Consider the following 18,814-nt stretch of genomic DNA (forward strand, 5'->3'; position numbering starts at 1 on the left):
TCTTTAAAAAATCGGGGATCTAAATCCTATTTTAATGCTGCTAACAAATCACTTTTCGCAGTTTCTAAAGCTTCTGGTAATTTGGTTGCGTCACGTCCCCCAGCTTGGGCTAAATTGGGTTTTCCACCACCACCACCACCACAAATTTTCGCTATAGTTCCGACAAATTTTCCTGCTTGTACACCTTTTTTATTCACTTCAGAACTAAAAGCAGCAACAATACTTACTTTTCCTGCTTCGGGAATAGAACCTAAAACCACAGCACCGTTACCGATTTTTTGCAGTAATCTTTCCGCAGCAGATTTTAATGATTCTGCGTCAACATCTTCCATTTGGGCGACAATAATTTGATGTTCTCCTAGTGTTTCCGCAGTTTGTAATAAGCTGTCAGATTTAACTATTGCTAGTTGTGATTTTAGGGTTTGAATTTCTTTTTCGTTGTTGCGGAGTTCGGTTTGTAGAGTTGTGATTCTGTCGGGTATTTCTTCAGGTTTGACTTTAAAGCGATCGCTCAAATCTTTAACCACTTTATCACGTACATTCAAATAATCCAATACCGCAGCCCCAGAAACCGCTTCTATTCTTCTCACTCCTGAAGAAACTCCGGCTTCAGAAATTATTTTGAAAACGCCAATTTCCGCAGTATTATTAACATGAGTTCCCCCACATAATTCCATCGAAACACCAGAGAAATCAATCACGCGGACTTCATCACCGTATTTTTCCCCAAACATTGCTACTGCACCTTTAGCTTTGGCTTCGGCGATGGGCATCTCTTCTATTGTAGCAGGATGAGCTTCAGAAATCCAACTATTTACTAATTCTTCAATTTGAATAACTTCCTCAGCAATTAAAGCGCGGGGACAGTTAAAATCAAATCGCAATCTATCAAAAGAAACTAAAGAACCAGCTTGAGAAATTCCCTCATCAACAACTTTCTTTAAAGCAGCTTGTAATAAATGAGTTGCTGTATGATTAGCTTGAGCGCGACGACGACAAGCGGTGTCAATTTGGGCGGTAATTTCATCACCAATTCTAATTGTCCCTCTTTCAATGCGTCCGAAATGAATAAAGAAATCAGATTCTTTTTTCACATCTTCTATTCTGATTAAAATCCCATCTCCGGAAATATATCCTTTATCTCCAATTTGTCCACCTGATTCAGCGTAGAAAGGAGTTTTGTCTAAAACAATTTGTACTTCTGTTCCTGCTTCTGCTGCTTCTTCAGAAATACCAGCAACTAATAAAACTTCGATTTTCGCGGTTGTTGCTAATTGGTTATAACCAATAAACTCTGTAGAATGGATATGTTCTGCAAGTTTATCTAAAGAACCTTGAACAGTTAAATCAATGGTTTCGTGTGCAGATTTAGCGCGTTCTACCTGTTTTTGCATTTCTGCATTAAAACCATCTACATCAACTATTAAATTATGTTCTTCTGCAACTTCTTGAGTTAATTCTAATGGGAAACCGTAGGTATCATAAAGAGTAAAAGCACTTTCACCAGTAATAGATTTTTGGTTTTGCTGTTTTACGGTTTCAATAATTTCAGCTAACAGCTTTTCTCCTCTATCTAAAGTTTTTAAGAAATTTACTTCTTCCCGTTGTAACTCAGCTTTAATAGCAACTTCTCTTTGTCGTAAATTTGGGTAAATTGATTCAGAAAGAGAAATTGCTGTGTCTGCAACTTGGTTAATAAATTCTCCAGAAATTCCGATTAATCTACCATGTCTAACAACGCGACGAATTAACCGCCGTAAAACGTAACCTCTACCAACATTAGAAGCGCGAATTTCATCGGCTATCATGTGAACAACAGAACGGACATGATCACCAATTACCTTTAAAGAAACTTTTGTATTTTCATCACTTTCGTAATAATCAATTTTGGCAATTTTTGCCGCAGTTTCAATAATCGGAAAAATCAAATCTGTTTCATAGTTATTCGGCTTCTTTTGGAGAATTTGCGCCATTCTTTCTAAACCCATTCCTGTGTCAATATTCTTATTTTGCAACGGCGTTAAATTTCCCGAAGCGTCCCGATTATATTGCATAAATACCAAGTTATAAAACTCGATAAACCGGGAATCATCTTCTAAATCAATGTTTTCTTCACCTAATTCTGGATGAAAATCATAATAAATTTCCGAACAAGGACCACAGGGACCAGTAGCGCCAGAAACCCAGAAGTTATCATCTGCACCCATGCGCTTAATGCGTTTTTCGCTTACACCAATGGTATCGCGCCAGATGGTAAAAGCTTCGTCGTCGTCTTCAAAGACGCTAACAACGAGATTTTGAGGAGAAAAACCAAAGACTTGGGTGGATAATTCCCAACCCCATGCGATCGCCTGTGGTTTAAAATAATCACCAAAGCTAAAATTACCCAACATTTCAAAAAATGTATGGTGGCGTTTAGTCCGTCCCACATTTTCGATATCATTGGTACGAATACATTTTTGCGAAGTCGTAGCGCGTTTAAATTCTGATGTGCGTTGTCCCAGGAATATCGGCTTAAATGGTAACATTCCGGCAATAGTTAGCAACACCGTAGGATCTTCAGGAACAAGGGAAGCACTCGGAAGCGGTTGGTGTCCCCTTTGCGTGTAGAAATCAAGAAATATTTGGCGAATATCGTTACCGCTAAGATACTGGGAAGTTGAAGACATGAGAGTTTACAAAAAATAATAAATTAAGTTGCTAGTTATCTAGTTTATGCTGCTAATTGGTGATTAGTAAAATTCGGTGTTGCTGAATTTAGATATAAACTTTCAAACTCTTTCTTTTTAAGCCTCTGCGTAAAACAAATTCATACTTTCACTCAGCAACACCAATTCCAAAAATACCAAGTCTTGAATTTAGATTCTTGCGTAGGGGTAATTCATGAATTACCCCTACTTCCGTTCTGTTTTGCGTCTATGCGTTAAGTTTATTCCTGCTTTTACATAGCAACGCTTAAAGTTATTATTTATTACCTGTCTGAGTTTTGGGGAATGTGGGCTAAAAAGCCCGATATCAAGCAAATTATTGATTACTGATGGCTTTATTTGATTTTAATACCAACGCTGACAGAGAAAATATTGAGATGGAATTATTAAGAAATACTTGTGAAAAAACGGTATAGGTGTACGAATAAAGATACAAATAAAGGATAAACAAAAAACTCTTATCACATTAGATCATCTACTACCTAATTTTTAGATGACTACTGTTTGCACAAAGCCAGTAGTCGAAAGGCTTTGACAATTCAGTTGTTAAGCAACTCTTAAAATAAGAAAATTCCTTTCTTTCTTCACGTTTTTTAACATTTTTATTTACAAAACTTAAATTTTGGCAATATATCTTTATTTAGGCAAAGATATTATTCCGTATTTTTACCATTGGAAAGTCAAGGACAAAAATCAGACAGTAAATAGTATAGAACTTAACAATTTGTGAATAAAACAGCAGAAATCCTCTTGATGCTTGTCAAAAATAGTTAGACAAAGCTATTGGTGGAAAATAGTTTATTTAACTTAGAAATATGGAACATGGAAAACAATGAAAAGTTCAATCTTGGTTTTTGGAAGTAATGATTTTCTGGCTACACTTCCAGATCAGATTCTTGATGCGAGTATCTTTAATATAGATATTATTGACGATCTCAATTATGTTCAGTCACATATTCAAATTACACCGACTGATATAATTTTAGTCCAAGCGAGTTTAGTGGGAAGTTTAGAGCTATGTTTTTGGTTGAAAGAACAAACTAAGTTATCTTATATATACTGCATTTTATTTGAGGATCGTCCTGAGTTACTTTTTCAGAGAAGTCAGGAAAATTGGGAATGGGAATTATTAGTAAATGCGGCTGCATTAGAACAAGGTGCTGATGCTTATATTTGGCAAATTCCTGAAGATCAAACTACTTATAGTTTAGCAAATTTAGCAGCTAATTATCAAATAATTATAGCTCAGTTTACGGTTGGTTTACGGAAAGCTCAGAAATATCGAGATTTGTTGGATAAAAATGCGTTATTATCTGCGATCGCTTTAGCTGATTCATTAACAGAATTAAATAATCGCCGCGCTTTAGAATGGGATTTACCTAAACAAGTTAAACAAGCTAGAACTTTAAAAGATCCTTTTAGTTTGATTATCTTAGATGTAGACTTTTTCAAAAAAGTTAATGATACTCATGGGCATTTAGTAGGCGATCGCCTGTTACAATTATTATGTCAGCGACTCAAAAATAATCTGCGATCGCAAGATATTCCTTTCCGCTATGGTGGAGAAGAATTCGTCATTTTGTTGACTAATACTAACATTCAAGAAGCACTAAATATAAGTAGTCGTCTCAATAGAGTAGTTGAAGAAAACTCATTTGTAATTAACAATAAACTATCTATTAATATCACCATCAGTCTAGGTGTAGCGACTCTAGAAACCGAAGATGACGGAAATGGTATAAGTTTATTATATCGTGCTGATCAATGCTTATTAGAAGCCAAAGCAACTGGCAGAAATAAAGTGGTAAATTGGGATTACCACCATCATATTTGCCATTTACATACTGTTTCTTCTTAGCTAAGAATAACCTGTTGACATTCAGCTACAGAAGCCCGATTTTTCATAGCTATAACTAAAGCTTCATAACTTGACCAATTTTCCTGAATGAGATTTTTAGACTGGAGAAGATGAAACCTTTCTTTTTGCTGATACATTTCTCCAGTAAAACCGATGACTTGCAAAATTTCTCTTAACTTACTTTTATCATCATTTCCACCTTCAGCAGAGTTAAAAACTAAAGTTTCCGCAGCAATTCCCGCCATCCAAATATTACAATAACGATCTAACTTATGGGCGCTAATTTTTCCCGTTTCTAATTGCGCTGCTAACTCGCTATCTTCTAAAGTTACCCCACCTTGTCCTGGTTGTCCTTTTTTCCAAGCTTCCCAGGCGCTGAGGGTGTAGCCAGTCACAGGAATTCCTAATAGGTGCGCTACTAAAAAATGACCGGCTTCATGATGTATAATTCTTTCTCGATATTCTGGAGAAAATCGCGCCACCACGTCTAATACTATCGTTCCTCCCTTTCCTTCAAAACTGAAATTATCCAAAGTCGCAATTCCCAAAAACGTCACCGTAGCTAAAGCTGGTATTGTTGGTGAAAGATGGATTAATGGTCCTAATAAACTGGAAAAAGTCATCAAAAACACAGATATAGCAATCAGATTTATTGCAGTTTGGCTCATTTTTAGGTTCTTGTATTTAGGTTAATTATGTGATTATAATTTATAATCTACTCATCAAATCCATCATTCTCTCTCTATAACCATACACAGGAGTTATCAAAAAATGAGTCGCATCAATCCTTACACCTTACAAATGCAAATTACCCAAATGTTTGCACAAGGACAATCATTTTTTGCACTTACTAAAGTTCAAGATTGGTTAAAAGAACATAATCAAAACCCTTTAGATTATGATATTCTCTTTCATAAAAAACCCGCACCTCCAGGTTCTAAAGAAGTAATGGTAATAGAAATAGAACTCAAACGCAAAGATGGACAACCTGTAGATTCTTGGTTACAAGAACAAGCCAATTTACACGCTTAATTTAGATAAGGATAACTTCATGAATAACGTCAACCTGTGGACATCTCCCGAACACGCTTTGCGTTATTTGGGAAAAGCAGATAAAATACCTCACCGCACGGAAGGAGAGGCTGTTTTATTATCACAAGTTCCCAAAAACGTTAAACGCATTCTTGACTTAGGAACTGGAGACGGAAGATTACTCGCATTACTCAAAATTGAACGTCCCCAAATGCAAAGCATAGCTATTGACTTTTCTCCCACTATGTTGGAATTAGTAAAAACTCGCTTTGCTGAAGATAAAACAGTAGAAATAATAGAACATAATTTAGATGAACCTTTACCAAATTTAGGTTTATTTGATGCAATAGTTTCCAGTTTTGCGATTCATCATCTTACCCACGAACGCAAATTTGATTTATATACAGAAATTTACCAACTTCTCGAACCTGGTGGTATTTTCTGCAATTTAGAACACGTATCTTCTCCAACACCAGAACTACACGAACGTTTTTTAAAAGCTATTGATATGGAAGTAGCAAAAGACGACCCGTCAAATAAACTTTTAGATGTAGAAACACAACTAGATTGGTTAAGAAAAATAGGTTTTACTGATGTTGACTGTTACTGGAAATGGTTGGAAATGGCGTTATTAATTGGAGTGAAAATAAATGGCATTGCTGATTAAGAATATGATTTTACCTCACGCAGAGGCGAGGCAGCGCGGTCTTGGGGGGTTTCCCCCATGAGTGACTGCCGTCGCAGAGTCTCAGAGAGTAAGAATTTTTCAATTTCATACTTTAATATGGCTATCAGCAATATCAAATAAATTAATTCAAAAAAGTAGGTTGGGTTAAGGAAGGAAACCCAACAAAATTATTGATAATGTTGTCTTTTACCCAATCTACTAATTTGTAAATCCGATATTCCCCTGTAATCCGCCGGTATGTACTAAAAGTAAAGATTCCGACTGGAAATAACCTTGTGTTATTAAATCCATGACTCCATAAAACATTTTTCCGGTATATACATAATCTAAAGGTATGTCATGTTGTTCTTGGAAATTTTGACAAAATAGCTTTAATTCATTGTTTATTTTAGCATATCCACCAAAATGATAGTTACAAATTAATTCCCAAGGTGCAGGAGAATTAACAGGTTTTGGTAAGTCAGAAGCTAGATAATTTTTTAGTAAGTTGTTGATATCTTCCTGAAGAAAATTACCACCTTTTAAGACAGGAAAACCAATCATTTTTTGGTTTTGATTTAATGATAGTGTCATTCCTGCTAATGTTGTTCCTGTACCGCAAGCTAAACAGACAGTATTAAATTCTTTAATTGTTGCTAATATCTCTATACAACCACGCATACCATTTAAGTTACAACCTCCTTCAGGAATAATAAACACTTCCCCAAATTGCTGTTGTAATTGGGTTTGTAATTTCTCTGTATGGCGTTGTTTATATGTTTGCCGATTAATATATACTAATTGCATTCCCTGTGCAACTGCAAATTGTAAAGTAGAATTTAGGGGTATATTTTCTTCACCCCGAATTATACCAATGGTGCGGAAACCAAACAGATTTCCGGCTGCTGCTGTGGCATAAATATGGTTAGAATAAGCACCACCAAAGGTGAGAATGGTTGAGAAATTTTTCTCTTTAGCTGCTGCTAGGTTATACTTCAATTTAAACCATTTATTACCGTTAATTTGAGGGTGCATGAGATCAAGACGTAAGATATATAAGTTAACACCTGCGTTAGTTGCTATCTCACTATTAATTTTTTGAATTGGTGGAGGTAAAAAAATTGACGACATTTCCCAAAAAAGTTAAACTTTACTAGATTAGTAGAAAATACTAAGATTGCAAAAAAAATTATTAACCTGGATTATGGCTAAAGTTTTTGATTCGATTACGGAAGAATTACAAAAGTTTATTATTAGTCAAAAAATATTTTTTGTCGGGACTTCACCTCTAAGTTCTACAGGCCATGTTAACCTTTCTCCCAAGGGTTTAGAAAGTTTTCGGATTCTCTCTCCTCACCGAGTCGGTTATTTGGATGTTACAGGTAGTGGTAATGAAACATCGGCTCATTTGCAGGAAAATGGGCGTATAACTTTGATGTTTTGTGCTTTTCAAGAACCTCCTTGTATTCTCCGTCTTTACGGTCAGGGACAAACTATTTTGCCAGATTCTCCTGACTGGAATTCTCTCTATCCTCTATTTTCTCCTCTTCCAGGAACGCGGCAAATTATTGTTGCAGATATTGAAAGAGTACAAACTTCTTGTGGTTTTGGTGTTCCGTTGTATGAATATCAAGGACAAAGAGAAACTTTAGTTAATTGGGCTAGTAAAAAAGGGGAAGAGGGAATTAAGGAATATCAACAGCAGAAAAATATTATGAGTATTGATGGTTTATCAACTCCTTTGAGTAAAGTTCAAAATCCAGGTGATTAATAAAAGTTAAAAAGCATGAATTACCAAATAATTAATCAATTAAATGAAACCCAAATTTCTGAACTTGTGGAATTATACAAAAATGAATTTTGGAGTAAAAATAGGACATATCAAGGTGTTGTGAAAATGCTGGCTGCATCTGATATTATTATTGCTTTAGTAAATGAGGAAGAACAATTAATTGGTTTTTGTCGTGTTCTGAGTGATTTTGTTTATCGCGCAGTTCTTTATGATGTAATTGTTAAACCTAATTATAGAAAAAGGGGATTTGGTGCTAAATTATTAGATGAAGTCATTAATCATCCCCAATTAAAAGAAGTTGAAGTTATAGCTCTTTTTTGTTTACCAGAGATGATGCCATTTTATCAACGTTGGGGTTTCACAAAAAATCCTGTGAAATTGGAATTAATGTTTGCTACTAATATATCAACTCTCTAGAATTCCTGAATTTGATCATGTCTAATCAACGCATAATTCAAAGTATATATACAGATGGTGCTTGCACAGGCAATCCTGGTCCTGGTGGTTGGGGTACAGTCGTCTATTTTAATGATGGTTCGGTTCACGAAATGGGTGATTCATCGCAGCACACTACTAATAATAAAATGGAAATGCAAGCAGCGATCGCCGCCTTGGAATTTTTCAAATCATCTGGACAAACTGAACCGATTACTCTCTACACCGATAGCGAATATCTGATTAATTCTATTACTAAATGGTTGCCAGGTTGGAAAAGGAAAGGCTGGAAAAAATCAGATGGGAATCCTGTCCAAAATCAAGACCTCTTAGAAACCCTCGATCAACTTAATAACCGACTCATACAATGGCAGCACGTCCGGGGACATTCTGGTAACATTGGCAATGAACGTTGTGATGCGATCGCTCGCTCCTTCGCAAATGGCAAAATCCCTGATCTACAAGAGTTATTACCTGAACGGCTTCATGAAACTTTACCTAAAATTAGGGAAATAAGCGTAGCAAAAGTATCTGATTATCCAATAAACTCTACAATAATTAATAAAAATACCCTGGAAAGCAGTCCGTCTGCATCAGATATAACCACTATGGAACCATCTACCGCTTCAACTGCGACTACAACCAACGAACAACCCACCGAAATCAGGGTTTCACAACTTCGCAACTTGGTAGAAACTTTGCGTATTGCGGACGAAATTGCCGAAAAAGGCTACCTAATTACCAGTTCAGAATTAGCAGACTTAATGAGTGTCCACTCTAGCGCCGTCACCAGTCGAGGAGATGAATGGCGCTGGCGAAATTGGATAGTTTCGCGTGTCAGACGGGAAGGTAATCAAATTCTCTGGGAACTTGAACGTAGCGACAAAATAGAAACCGAAGCAGATTAAACAATCAATTACGGGAAGGGGAATAGGTAAGGGGAAATACTTGAAAACTTGATAAATGATAAATTATGGTATTCATAAATTAAACAAAATATAGTCAAAATCTTAAATATCATATCCTCATCAAAATTAGACATCAGTAGAAATATCGTTTGTCACCTTAATACGACCTTTGATGACAAAACGTAGCAATCTATTGATAGATTCTATTTCTTCTTCTGCTAAAGATTCATTTAAAATAGCCGCCATTAAACCATAACGATCTGCTAAAGAAAGAGAACCAGTATCAGCAGTAGCAGCCATAATTTCCGCAACAGCACCAGGGAGAAGATTGATTTTTGGCATTTGTTAAAACTGAACTCTACAACTTTAATATCGCCTATAATTGATTTTATTTCAGTGATTAACTAGCGAAAACAATAGTGATTACAGCAGTCATAAATTAGTGATTTATATCACATAAATACTGCACACATTTGATTAAGAGAACTCCAAATAAAAAAACTCTCAACCACCTAACGCAAAAATCTCTCAAACCCTTATTCCTCTGTGTCCTCTGCGCCTCTGCGGTTAGTTATTTGGGTAATTTATTTCTTGGAAGTCCTAAATAGGACTCCAGAGAATGTAATGACTCCTGACTGGGCGCAGACCCTGCGCCCCTACGTTCCTAACATTTGCAAATTGTGCAAGGTAGCATAAAATCCCTCTTGTTGTAATAATTCGTCATGACTTCCCTGTTCAATTAATTCTCCCCGTTTCAACACAAAAATTCTGTCTACATTGCGAATTGTAGATAAACGGTGAGCAATAATAATAGATGTCCGTTGTATCAACAACTGATTTAAAGCCTCTTGAACCAAAGCTTCCGTTCCCACATCCAAACTAGCTGTAGCTTCATCTAATACCAAAATTTGGGGGTTGCGAATAGCAGCACGAGCAAAAGCTAAAAGTTGTTTTTGACCACTAGAAATATTTGTTGCTCGTTCTCGCAATTGAGTATCATAACCTTGGGGAAGTTGGTTAATAAACTCGGCTACATTAGTTTTTTCTGCCGCTTGTTGAATTTCTGCAAAACTGTAATGATCACCTAAAGTAATATTACTTTTTACATCACCAGCAAACAAAAATGCTTCTTGCAAAATCACCGTCATATAACGACGTAGTTCCACTTGGGGAATTTCGCGGATATCCACACCATCAACGAGAATACGTCCTTGAGTTGGTTCATAAAGACGACACAACAGCCGAATAATTGAACTTTTCCCCGCACCTGTAGGACCGACTAAAGCTATTTTTTCCCCTGGGTGAATAGTAAAGTCTAAATTTCTAATAACGTAATCATCATCTTTATAAGCAAAAGAAACATTTTCAAACTTGATTTCTCCCAAAGCCGGCACAGGAGTAAAATCTTGAGATTCTAACTTAGAGACTATCTCATTAATATAACCAAACTCAAAATCTACATTAGAAATTTGTGGACGAGAGTAATCTTTTATTTCAATGGGTTCATCTAAAATATCAACTACCCGTTCAATAGCCGTAAAACCAGATTGAATTACAGTAAACTTTTCCGCAAAATTCCGCAACGGTTCAAAAAATTGTTGGGCATATAAAATAAATGCCGATAAAATCCCAAAAGTGATTTGTTCACCTAACAACAACCAACCACCAATCCATAACACACCAGCAATAGCAATTAAACCAACCCATTCCAAAGTTGAAGAAACTGCTGAATCATACCAAATACTAGTATCTACTTCCTGTACATAACGTTGATTTGTCACCCGAAATAACTCCGCGTTAAATTTTTCACGGCGGAATAATTGGACTACATTAATACCAACAATATTTTCTTGGAGTTGAGAATTGAGTTTAGAAAGTTCTTCCCTGGTTTTATAATTAGCCGTTCGATATTGCTGTTGAAAATAAATCATTAACCACGTCACAGGGAAAAGAAGGAATATTAACAAACAAGCAAGTTGCCATTGAATTGAAAACATCAATCCAATAATTACCAGCATAGATAATAAATCAGAAACAATGCCTACAGCCCCAGTTGAAAAGACATCACCCAAACTTTCTACATCACTGGTTAGTCTTGTAATCAATTTACCGACAGGTGTGCGATCGAAAAAACGTACAGCTAAAGATGTCACATGATGAAATAAATCCTCACGAATAGCGGCTGTAATTTTTTGTCCCAGTTTCTGTACTAAAAAACCTTGTATAGCTACCAATACTAACCGAATAGTAATTGCTATTAGTAGCATTCCTAAGAGGATATTTAAGCCTTCTGCAAGAGGCATATTCTGAAGGAATTGATAGGTGCTAGGTTCTTTGCGAATTAAAGAAATTGCCTGTCCTACCAACATAGGTTTGATAGCACTAGAAATAGCGATAGGAACAAGCAGCAACATAGATACTGCTAATAGTTTGCCATGACGACGACCATAAGGTACTAAGCGCAAAAATAATCGCCAGTCATTGTCCCGACGATGGTATTCTGGATCAGATTTAGTGGGGGATGGTGAGATGCTCATAATTAACAATGCAAAATGCAAAATTTTAAATTTAAAAGAGTTATACTTACAGGTTTTAGATTCGGTGAACTCTGCTATAGCTGAATACTAAATTAATTTTTTTCAGAATTTAATCCATTGATTTCTTGACATTTTGCTTCTGCGGCTTGATAGGCTATCAAATATTCTTGACCACCTAACATGACATCACCATAATAATCATAGGGGGCTTCACCATAAATAGGTAGAGGATCATCTTCTGGATAGTCTTCTTTAGATTCTTCAACAATAGCTTTCACCTTTTTGGCACTTAGACTTTGAGCAGGAAAATAATAAAATTCCTGGGGATTTTTTTGTAGATAAGGCAGTGTCGGATCAATAATCACATCATTAACTTCAATCCAACCATGTTCAACTGGTTTATATGGCTGACCTACAAATACTAAAAAGCCTTGGACATACTTTGCTCCCTCTGTGACTAAAACTGCTTTATAAGCATTATGAAAAGGTTTTTTTGCTTTACTTTTGATGGTTTTAGCAAGTTCATTGGACAGAGTTTGGTCTAATAATTTATTCATGATGTAAATTCTCCTTTAATTAGGGCTTGCTGATAGCGTAAGCGTGGCTTTAGCCATAAGCCTATAAATAAATTAACAGATATTTGATTCAAGAGGAGATAGTTCCCAATAATGGAAAAACTTTATGCTTTAACAATTCAATTAATTCTGCTTGCATATATTCATATTCATCAGGTATATCTAGACAAATAATTCTTTTATTTTTAAGAAAGGGTTGAAAGTTTTTAGATAGCTTACTTTTATGGGATTGTTCCATTACAAAGATTATATCAGCCCATGCGATCGCTTCTGTAGAAACTCGGTTTTCGGCGGTTCTGTCTAAACCTGCGGATTCTACTTCTAGTCCTGGATATTCACAGAATACAGCTTCAGCGGTGGGGCTACGCAGTCTATTTTGACTACAGAGGAATAATAGCTTTTTCATTTATATAAGGTACAAACTGTAATAATTAAACGCAGATGGACGCAGATCAACGCAGATAATTTTGTACTTCACCAACTAGGAAATGCTAGATCAATTAGTTAGAATTTAGTAATACTTTTGACATCTTCCAATAAATCAACTTCAGTATAATATCGTTCAATTTTCCTGTTTCCTAAAAGTTGCTGAAATTCCCAAATAGACAAATTAGCTAAACGTCGCGCTTGACCAAAAGTAAAGATATTTTGATCATACAATTGTAAAGCAATTTCTTGACGAATAGCTTGCTCACCTTCGTTAATTAAATCAGATGATAATTGTAAATTAATGGAATTCATAAGCTGTAAAAAAATACTTGATGTGAATAAATTAACAATCTTGTTTTATTGCTTCACACATTAGCTGTAAATCTTCTTTGGGTATTGAACCTGCAAACTTTAGTAATTCTTTACCGGGAACACCTTTAATTTTTGAATTTGTCAAACTGCGGGCAAATTCCAGGACTTGATATTGCAAGTCTTGAGGCATTATTTTTAATTGTTCAATAATTTGGTCAGAAATAGATGTGGTCATAAATTTCTTCCTTGAATTTTGAATTTGAATTAGTACAAATTAAACTACAGTTATCCGTGCATCATCTCTCGATTTAGGTTTAACTGTAATTTCTACATCAATTCCCAAAGTATTCAGAAATTTAAACATTCTTTCTAGCGAAAAACCTGTAAGTCTTCCTCTCATTAAAGCAGAAACTTTTGGCTGATCAATTCCTAATAATTCAGCAGCTTCAGCTTGGGTGATATGACGTGCGGTAATAGCATTACTAATTTTGCGTGCTAGTTCTGCTTTTACTAGCATTTCCTCTGGGTTAGGTAAACCTAAATCAGCAAATACATTACCGCTACTGGTTTTGATTTCAATCTTTTCTGTCATGATTATTTCCTTTTCTCTTACTGATAAACTTGTTTATAATGCTGTTTTGCTCTTTCAAGTCTTGCTTCAATTAAGTCAATGTCTTGCTTGGGTGTAGCAATACCATGTTTTGATTTTTTCTGAAAAATATGAAGAACATAAACTGCTTTTGGTAGTTTCACAGTATAAATAGCTCGATAGGTGTCTCCATCAAAATCCTCTACAACCTCTAATACACTCGCTCCTTTAAATCCCTTCAAAGGTTTGGTATGAGGATGTTTATCACCAACTTGAGCTAAATACAGAGCGTATCCTATTTCCCCTTTTACATCTTCAGGAAACTCTTTTAGGTCTTCGAGGGAACTTCCTACCCATTCCAGGGGTTTTATCTGTTCTGTTTCCAATTGCCTTACTTGCACCCTTTATATGCTAAATTTAGCATATTTTATCAGGACTGTAGTAAAAAGTCTTTTGGTTATAAATTTTTGTGGCTTTAAGCGAGCATTTCATAGTTGACCATTCACATTTTTGTAATTACGATGTAAACACCACCCTATCCCCAAATCACATACAATGGGCAAAGCTGTTAAAATCCAAATAGTCAAAATCGGAGATTCGCAAGGTGTTTTTATTCCTAAAACACTGTTAGAACAAAGCGGAATTACTTCAGAAGTAGAAATAGAAGTTCAAGGAAATCATTTCATTATTCACCCAGTTAAACAAGTAAGAAGAGGTTGGGAACAAGCATTTATAGAAATGGCAGAAAAAGGCGATGATATCTTATTAGATGACATCAATACAACAGAATGGGATGAAACAGAATGGCAATGGTAGTTAACAGATTTGATGTTTTTCTAGTTAATCTTGACCCTACCATTGGCAGTGAAATTAAAAAAACACGCCCTTGTTTAATAATCTCACCCCACGAAATCAACCATCATCTTTGCACCGTAATTGTTGCACCAATGACAACAAAAGGGCAACCATACCCCACAAGAGTAACCTGTCAATTTCAAGGAAAAGAAGGACAAATTGTACTTGACCAAATTCGCACAGTAGATAAAACTCGATTAGTCAAATTTCTAGGTCAAATTAGTGCAGAAGAACAAAAAGCAGTGCTTGATATCTTAGCTGAAATGTTCGCTGAATAATTGATTGCATAAAACAAAAACTTAGCAAACACTGTCAGAGTAATTTAATCAGATTCATAAATTCTTAAAAAATCACTTGGTGAAATAATAGAAATATTTTCATAAGGATTCAGAATCAATAAATCCTCATCTCCTGTAATAATCAGATCAGCATTTCCAGAAATAGCAAGAGAGAGAAATTTATCATCTTTTGGATCTCGACACGCTTGTACAGATGTCACAATATCAACCATCTCAGAAATATTTTTTAAATATAAAATAAACGTTTGCCGATTTTCATAACTTACATAAGAATCAAACTTTTTTCTGGAAAAAACCTTTTCAAGTTCTGCTAATGTTCCTGAAGACACAAGAATACAATGATTATCAACAGCCTTACAAACAGCTTGAGCAGCAGTCGAGTTAGGAGTTAATAGCCGACTCACAAAACAATTAGTATCAATAACAATTCTTAACTCATTCATCACTGTTAAGAATCTCATTAAGCTTTTCTTCAGTCATTCCCTTAGCTTCAGCCTCTTTCCCAACCTGATCACAAAATTCCTGAAACTCCCTTTTCAACAAACCTTTAAGTCTTTGATATTCAACCACAGAAAGCACAACCACCAAATCTTCATTTTTACCCTGAATAGTAACAGGTTCTTTCTGAGCTTGATCTAAAAACTCTGCAAAATTCCGTTTTACCTCACTAGCAGAAAGATAAATCATAAAAAACTCCCTTTCCTCCTATTTTAACTCATATCTCTTTCTTCCTTCGCGCTCTTCGTGTCTTCGTGGTTCATTCCTCATAAAACAAAAGACGCAGAAAACGCCTCTCTTGCGCCTCTGCGTCTCTGCGTGAAAAAAACTCTTAAACCATCTCTGAAGTCTGCACAGTCTGCTGGGGTTGAGGCTGGAACATAAATAGCGAATAAACCACATCACGGCGGATATTCACCATCATATCCAAGAACAACTCATAACCCTCACTCTTATACTCAATCAGCGGGTCCTTTTGACCATAACCACGCAAGCCTACCGACTCACGCAAAGCATCCATTTGTTGCAAGTGTTCGCGCCACAGAGTATCTATGCGTTGGAGAATAAAGAACCGTTCCGCTTGACGCATTAATCCCGGTTGGAATTGATCAATTTGCGCTTCCTTCATATCATAAGCAATCCGCGCTTGTTCATGGAGGAAAGCTTTAATTTCCACAACTCCCATATCCTCTAACTGGCTAGACTGCATATCAGCCAACAGATAAACAAACTCCTTGACTTTATCCACCAACTTGTCTAATTCCCATTCTTCCGAAGGTAAATCAGGGTTGATATAATAATCAACGATGTCGTCCATCGTTTTTTCAGCGTATTTAATTACCTGTTCCTTGAGGTCTTGACCTTCCAAAACGCGGCGACGTTCCGCATAGATAGCCCGACGTTGATTATTCATCACTTCGTCATACTCAAACACCTGTTTCCGGATGTCGTAGTAATAGGTTTCTACCTTCTTCTGTGCGCCTTCTAAGCTGCGGGTTAACATTCCCGACTCAATAGGCATATCTTCCTCTACTTGGAAGGCATTCATCAAGCCGGCAACGCGATCGCCCCCAAAGATCCGTAATAGGTTATCCTCTAAACTGAGGAAAAATCTTGTGGTTCCTGGGTCGCCTTGTCTTCCTGCCCGTCCGCGTAATTGGTTATCAATCCGCCGTGACTCATGGCGTTCTGTACCAATCACGTGCAAACCGCCTCGATTCACTACATCATCATGTTCAGTGCTGGTGAACTCTTCATACTCATGCTTAATCTGCTGGTAAGCTTCCCGCAATTTCTGAATTACAGGGTCGTCAGTAGGGGCTTTTTCAGCCGCCACAGCTACCTTTTCTTCTGCTTCCAATTCTGGTAAACTGCGATCGCCATAAGCTTTTACAGCCACTTCTACAGCGTCTTTTAAAAGCTGTTCCGTCTCTTTTGTTAAGTTGGTAGGGAAAATTTCTGGAGAAGCCCGCCAAGTTTTTACCTTTTTCCCAGGAACAAAACCTTGACCACCACCGCTACCAGCCATAGGTAGACCAGAAGCCCTTTGCATACCAAAGCTATCTTCATCTTCTGGGCTAACAATGCGGGGCATAAAGTATTCCCGTAGTTTTAACCGCGCCATATACTCGGAGTTACCACCAAGGATAATATCCGTACCTCTTCCCGCCATGTTAGTAGCAATAGTTACAGCCCCCTTCCGTCCAGCTTGGGCAATAATTTCTGCTTCCCGTTCCACGTTTTCGGGTCGGGCGTTGAGTAATTCGTGGGGAATCTCCATTTCTTTGAGAAGGCGACTGAGAAGTTCCGATTTTTCGACACTGGTTGTACCCACTAACACAGGTCTACCATTTTCGTGCATTTCTGCACATTCTCTAGCGATCGCTCTCCATTTACCAGGTTCAGTCTTAAAGACCATATCAGACAAGTCTTCCCGTTTTCTAATTCGGTTAGTGGGAATAATCGTCACTTCTAGTTTATAAATCTTCTCAAACTCCACCTCTTCCGTCTTTGCAGTTCCCGTCATTCCCCCCCAATTTGGGATACAGCAAAAACAGGTTTTGATAGGTGATTGTCGCCAAAGTTTGGGTTTCTGGCTGAATTTCTACGTGTTCCTTGGCTTCAATTGCCTGGTGTAATCCATCACTCCACCGTCGTCCTGGTAATACCCGACCTGTAAATTCATCCACAATCACAACTTCATCATTGCGGACAATATAATTTACATCTTTCAGGAATAACTCCTTAGCTTTAATCGCATTAAAGACAAAATGCGCCCAAGGGTCTTCCGGGTCAAACAAATCTGTTACACCCAACAGATTTTCCGACTCTGCAAACCCTTCATCTGTCAATAAAACGTTACGATCCTTTTCATTAACCTCATAATGCTCCTCATTTTGGAGAGTAAAGGCAATTTCCGCCGCTTGTAGGTACTTTTCTGTCGGTCTTTCCACCTGACCAGAAATAATCAGCGGAGTCCGGGCTTCATCAACTAAAATCGAATCTACTTCATCAATAACACAGTAATTAAACGGGCGTTGCACCACCTCAGCCATTGACGTGGACATATTATCCCGCAGATAATCAAAACCTATTTCACTGTTAGTAACGTAAGTAATATCACAGTCATAGTTTTTCTTTCGTTCTGTCGGGGTCATAGTGGACTGAATTAACCCCACACTCAACCCTAAAAAGCGATGTACCTGACCCATCCATTCCGCATCTCGACGCGCCAGGTAATCATTAACGGTAATAACGTGGACACCCTTACCAGTCAGGGCATTTAAATAACTCGGTAGAGTAGCTACCAAAGTTTTTCCCTCACCAGTTTTCATTTCCGCAATTTGCCCAGCGTGCAGAATTACTCCACCTAGTAGTTGCACATCAAAATGTCGCAACCCTAAGACACGCCGACCTGATTCCCGGACGACAGCAAAAGCTTCTGGCAAAATATCATCTAGTGTTTCACCATTAGCCAGTCGCTGCCTAAACTCAGTGGTTTTACCCTTTAACTGTTCATCAGAAAGCGGCTGAATGTCTTCCTCTAAGAGGTTAATTTCTGTAATGTAAGGTTGGTATTTTTTAAGTTTACGAGCGTTGGGATCGCCCAACAAAAGTTTTAGCATGGCAGTTTATAGAACTAAATCAAGGAGGATGGAGATTAAAGCTTTGGCTATATGATTATAGACGTTTAATCTAACCCACCCATTTTGCTTATGGATGGGTGAAAAATGAGAATTAACTCAAAAACCGAATAAAAACAAACCAGTCGCCTTTATATAATGATAGGTTTTAATTATTATCTTAATATTGAAACTACT

Annotated in this window: 21 protein-coding genes and 1 pseudogene; 8 read left to right on the top strand and 14 right to left on the bottom strand. The window is 36.9% G+C overall.

The genetic code is table 11. The features are described 5' to 3' along the window. Positions 1-26: 26 nt before the first annotated feature. Positions 27-2,669 carry an alanine--tRNA ligase gene (gene alaS, locus FJR38_RS19605; protein WP_168538883.1) on the bottom strand — a complete coding sequence of 881 codons (2,643 nt, stop codon included), beginning with the start codon at positions 2,667-2,669 and terminating at the stop codon, positions 27-29. An 871-nt stretch (positions 2,670-3,540) separates the two neighbouring features. Here alaS and FJR38_RS19610 point away from each other — a divergent pair. Then, positions 3,541-4,566, top strand: a complete 1,026-nt coding sequence (locus FJR38_RS19610) for a diguanylate cyclase (protein ID WP_168490759.1) — start codon at positions 3,541-3,543, stop codon at positions 4,564-4,566. On the opposite strand, the gene FJR38_RS19615 is transcribed toward FJR38_RS19610, so the two are convergent. Beyond that, entirely contained in the window at positions 4,563-5,234 is a 672-nt protein-coding gene (locus tag FJR38_RS19615; RefSeq protein ID WP_168490755.1) for an ATP-dependent Zn protease, read from the bottom strand. The genes FJR38_RS19610 and FJR38_RS19615 overlap by 4 nt on opposite strands. A gap of 103 nt (positions 5,235-5,337) precedes the next feature. Between FJR38_RS19615 and FJR38_RS19620 the strand changes: the two genes are divergently transcribed. Next, positions 5,338-5,598 carry a hypothetical protein gene (locus FJR38_RS19620; RefSeq protein ID WP_168490754.1) on the top strand — a complete coding sequence of 87 codons (261 nt, stop codon included), beginning with the start codon at positions 5,338-5,340 and terminating at the stop codon, positions 5,596-5,598. Positions 5,599-5,617: 19 nt separating this feature from the next. Continuing rightward, positions 5,618-6,265: a class I SAM-dependent methyltransferase gene (locus FJR38_RS19625; RefSeq protein WP_168490753.1), complete on the top strand. Its 648-nt coding sequence runs from the start codon at positions 5,618-5,620 to the stop codon at positions 6,263-6,265. Between the two features lie 219 nt (positions 6,266-6,484). Here the strand turns inward: FJR38_RS19625 and FJR38_RS19630 are convergent, their stop codons facing one another. After that, complete coding sequence (locus FJR38_RS19630; RefSeq protein WP_168490751.1) at positions 6,485-7,396, bottom strand: 1-aminocyclopropane-1-carboxylate deaminase/D-cysteine desulfhydrase; 912 nt, start codon at positions 7,394-7,396, stop codon at positions 6,485-6,487. Between the two features lie 73 nt (positions 7,397-7,469). On the opposite strand from FJR38_RS19630, the gene FJR38_RS19635 reads away from it, so the two are divergent. Genes FJR38_RS19635 through rnhA form a run of 3 tightly spaced genes read left to right on the top strand, consistent with a single transcriptional unit; the run spans position 7,470 to position 9,400 of the window. Then, a complete protein-coding gene (locus FJR38_RS19635) occupies positions 7,470-8,036 on the top strand; it encodes a pyridoxamine 5'-phosphate oxidase family protein (protein WP_168490749.1) in 567 nt (188 codons plus the stop codon). 15 nt (positions 8,037-8,051) lie between these two features. Further along, a complete protein-coding gene (locus FJR38_RS19640) occupies positions 8,052-8,474 on the top strand; it encodes a GNAT family N-acetyltransferase (RefSeq protein ID WP_168490747.1) in 423 nt (140 codons plus the stop codon). A 17-nt stretch (positions 8,475-8,491) separates the two neighbouring features. Next, positions 8,492-9,400 carry a ribonuclease HI gene (gene rnhA, locus FJR38_RS19645; RefSeq protein ID WP_168490745.1) on the top strand — a complete coding sequence of 303 codons (909 nt, stop codon included), beginning with the start codon at positions 8,492-8,494 and terminating at the stop codon, positions 9,398-9,400. A gap of 126 nt (positions 9,401-9,526) precedes the next feature. Here rnhA and FJR38_RS19650 read toward each other — a convergent pair whose 3' ends face one another. The 8 genes from FJR38_RS19650 to FJR38_RS19685 all read right to left on the bottom strand — a co-directional run bounded on the left by FJR38_RS19650 (position 9,527) and on the right by FJR38_RS19685 (position 14,243). After that, complete coding sequence (locus tag FJR38_RS19650; protein ID WP_168490743.1) at positions 9,527-9,742, bottom strand: hypothetical protein; 216 nt, start codon at positions 9,740-9,742, stop codon at positions 9,527-9,529. A gap of 314 nt (positions 9,743-10,056) precedes the next feature. Then, a complete protein-coding gene (locus FJR38_RS19655) occupies positions 10,057-11,937 on the bottom strand; it encodes an ABC transporter ATP-binding protein (RefSeq protein ID WP_168538885.1) in 1,881 nt (626 codons plus the stop codon). Between the two features lie 92 nt (positions 11,938-12,029). Further along, positions 12,030-12,494, bottom strand: coding sequence for a hypothetical protein (locus FJR38_RS19660; protein WP_168538887.1), 465 nt, complete (start codon positions 12,492-12,494; stop codon positions 12,030-12,032). Between the two features lie 88 nt (positions 12,495-12,582). Beyond that, entirely contained in the window at positions 12,583-12,918 is a 336-nt protein-coding gene (locus FJR38_RS19665) for a low molecular weight protein tyrosine phosphatase family protein (RefSeq protein ID WP_168538889.1), read from the bottom strand. 98 nt (positions 12,919-13,016) lie between these two features. Beyond that, the gene (locus FJR38_RS19670) at positions 13,017-13,253 is read right to left on the bottom strand and encodes a UPF0175 family protein (RefSeq protein WP_168538891.1); all 237 of its coding nucleotides are present in this window, start codon (positions 13,251-13,253) and stop codon (positions 13,017-13,019) included. Positions 13,254-13,284: 31 nt separating this feature from the next. Further along, the gene (locus tag FJR38_RS19675) at positions 13,285-13,488 is read right to left on the bottom strand and encodes a hypothetical protein (protein ID WP_168538893.1); all 204 of its coding nucleotides are present in this window, start codon (positions 13,486-13,488) and stop codon (positions 13,285-13,287) included. A gap of 39 nt (positions 13,489-13,527) precedes the next feature. Beyond that, complete coding sequence (locus FJR38_RS19680) at positions 13,528-13,845, bottom strand: helix-turn-helix domain-containing protein (RefSeq protein WP_168538895.1); 318 nt, start codon at positions 13,843-13,845, stop codon at positions 13,528-13,530. 17 nt (positions 13,846-13,862) lie between these two features. After that, positions 13,863-14,243, bottom strand: coding sequence for a type II toxin-antitoxin system RelE/ParE family toxin (locus FJR38_RS19685; RefSeq protein ID WP_371418248.1), 381 nt, complete (start codon positions 14,241-14,243; stop codon positions 13,863-13,865). A 154-nt stretch (positions 14,244-14,397) separates the two neighbouring features. Between FJR38_RS19685 and FJR38_RS19690 the strand changes: the two genes are divergently transcribed. Beyond that, positions 14,398-14,658, top strand: coding sequence for an AbrB/MazE/SpoVT family DNA-binding domain-containing protein (locus FJR38_RS19690; protein ID WP_168538897.1), 261 nt, complete (start codon positions 14,398-14,400; stop codon positions 14,656-14,658). Then, on the top strand, positions 14,646-14,975 hold the full coding sequence (locus FJR38_RS19695; RefSeq protein WP_168538899.1) for a type II toxin-antitoxin system PemK/MazF family toxin: 330 nt from the start codon (positions 14,646-14,648) through the stop codon (positions 14,973-14,975). Before FJR38_RS19690 ends, FJR38_RS19695 begins: the two co-directional genes overlap by 13 nt. A gap of 44 nt (positions 14,976-15,019) precedes the next feature. On the opposite strand, the gene FJR38_RS19700 is transcribed toward FJR38_RS19695, so the two are convergent. From FJR38_RS19700 to secA, 3 genes and pseudogenes are all read right to left on the bottom strand, one after another. Continuing rightward, positions 15,020-15,439 carry a putative toxin-antitoxin system toxin component, PIN family gene (locus FJR38_RS19700; protein ID WP_168538991.1) on the bottom strand — a complete coding sequence of 140 codons (420 nt, stop codon included), beginning with the start codon at positions 15,437-15,439 and terminating at the stop codon, positions 15,020-15,022. Beyond that, positions 15,432-15,683: a type II toxin-antitoxin system Phd/YefM family antitoxin gene (locus tag FJR38_RS19705; protein ID WP_168538901.1), complete on the bottom strand. Its 252-nt coding sequence runs from the start codon at positions 15,681-15,683 to the stop codon at positions 15,432-15,434. The genes FJR38_RS19700 and FJR38_RS19705 overlap by 8 nt, the downstream gene beginning before the upstream one ends. 142 nt (positions 15,684-15,825) lie before the next feature. Then, positions 15,826-18,619: pseudogene (gene secA, locus FJR38_RS19710) on the bottom strand (preprotein translocase subunit SecA). Between the last annotated feature and the right edge of the window lie 195 nt (positions 18,620-18,814).

The organism is Anabaena sp. UHCC 0253 (assembly GCF_009712085.1).
In the GTDB taxonomy this organism is placed as follows: Bacteria; Cyanobacteriota; Cyanobacteriia; order Cyanobacteriales; family Nostocaceae; genus Dolichospermum.